Source organism: Streptomyces sp. ActVer, assembly GCF_027270795.1.
Classification (GTDB): Bacteria; Actinomycetota; Actinomycetes; order Streptomycetales; family Streptomycetaceae; genus Streptomyces; species Streptomyces umbrinus_A.
This window is the reverse complement of record NZ_JAPWHT010000835.1, coordinates 1-1880: the sequence shown is the minus strand read 5'-3', so window position 1 is coordinate 1880 and position 1880 is coordinate 1. Positions and strand designations below refer to the sequence as shown.

Below are 1880 nucleotides of genomic sequence, written 5' to 3'. Positions count from 1 at the left end.
GTCCCGGGCGCCCCTGCTGCGGGCCCGGTCCACGAGGTCGGACGAGGATCCGAGGACCACGGACGCGGCCCTGGCCACGCGCCGCTCCAGCAGGCGCAGCAGATGCCCCCGCGCGCCCTCGGCGTACGGGCGGGAGTGCAGGGTGACGACGAGCGGGACGTGCCGTCCGCTGAGCGCGAGCGCGGCCCGCAGAGCGGAGTGCAGTCCGTGCGCGTGCACCAGGTCGGCGTCCGCGCAGACCGCCCGCAGCACGGCCATGGAGGTCGGGTCGTTCCGCCTCGGCACGTGCACGTGGTCGGCCCCGACGCCGCTGAAGTCGTAGGTGTGATCCGCCGTGGCAGGGGCGCACACGGTGACCCGCACGCCCCGGGCGACGAGCCCCGACGTCAGCGACCGCACATGGGCACAGCTGCCCGCGCTGCCGCCGCCGAGCACTTGGACAGTGCGCAGCGGCGGCTGTCCGGGCGGTGAGTGGCTGCTCACGTGGATCACGTGGCCGGGGCTCCTGGTTCGGCGTCGGGCGGTCACGAAGAAAAGTACAGAAGGAACGGGCGGTGGGGGTGTACCGCTCGGGGTCCTCTTCCAAGGATGCCAGGGCTCGCGGGAGTTGCGGACCATCGAGGGGGTGGGGTGGTGGTGGGTGGCGCGCCGGGGAGGCGAACCGTCACTCACATTGGTGATGGGATCCGCGGGGCGCACAAGCGCCTCGCAGCGGAGCCCCACAGAGCCCGCAGCCCCAGCCCCAGCCCCAGCCCCAGCCCTCCGAGCGACTGCCCGTCAACGGCCACCCGTCAACGACTACCTGTCGGCCCGAGCCGTCGCCAGCAGCTCCTCCGCATGTGCCCGGGCCGTCTCCGAGTCCTCCTGCCCGGCCAGCATCCGCGACAGCTCCCGCACCCGCTCCTCGCCTTCCAGGACCTTCACCCCGGACCGGGTGACCGACCCGTCGTTGGTCTTCTCGACCAGCAACTGCCGGTCGGCGAAGGCCGCCACCTGGGGCAGATGGGTGACGACGACGACCTGCGCGCTCCTGGCGAGCTTGGCGAGCCGCCGCCCGATCTCGACCGCGGCCTTGCCGCCCACACCCGCGTCGACCTCGTCGAAAAGATACGTCGGCACCGGATCCGTACCCGCGAACACGACCTCGACGGCGAGCATCACGCGCGACAGCTCACCACCGGACGCACCCTTGGCGATGGGCCGCGGCGGCGCCCCCGGGTGCGGGGCGAGGAGGAGTTCGACCTCGTCGACCCCGGCGGGCCCGTACGAGACCGGACGGCCGCCGACCTCCACGCCCTCCGGGTCCTCGGTCTGCCGGATCTCGAAGGACACGCGCGCGTGCGGCATGGCGAGCGAGGCGAGTTCGGCGGTCACGGCGGCGGCGAAGCGCTCGGCGGCCTCCGTACGGGCGTCCGTCAACGCCTGTGCCAGCCCGCCCAGTTCGGCCCGCAGCGCGTCCCGCTCGGCCGTCAGCTCGCCGAGCCGGTCGTCGTCGCCGTCCAACTCCAGGAGCCGTGCGACTCCTTGTTCCGCCCAGGTCAGTACGGCGGTCGTGCCCTCACCGTGCTCACCGTACTTGCGGGTCAGCGCGGTGAGCGCGGCGCGCCGCTCCTCGACCGCGGCGAGCCGCAGCGGGTCCGCGTCGAGGTCGTCGGCGTACCCCGCCAGCTCCCCCGCCACATCGCCCAGCAGGATCCCGATCTCCCCGATGCGGCCGGCCAGCGCGCCGAGCGCCGCGTCATGGGACCGTACGGCCTCCAGGGCCCGGTGTGCGCCCGCGACGAGCGTCGTGGCGTCGATGTCCTCCGGGTCCTCGGGATTGCCCGCGAGGGCGCCGTGCGCGGCCGTGGCGGCGGACGCGAGCGCCTCTGCGTGCCCGA

At 74.1% G+C, this 1880-nt stretch carries 2 protein-coding genes; both read right to left on the bottom strand.

Annotation, left to right across the window (positions count from 1 at the left end; genetic code table 11):
* On the bottom strand, nt 1–492 hold a 492-nt coding region (locus tag O3Q52_RS52600; protein ID WP_269655470.1), incomplete at its 3' end, for a glycosyltransferase.
* Nucleotides 493–798: 306 nt separating this feature from the next.
* The coding region (locus tag O3Q52_RS52595; protein ID WP_369124187.1) for a DNA repair protein RecN at nt 799–1880 on the bottom strand (1082 nt) is incomplete at its 5' end.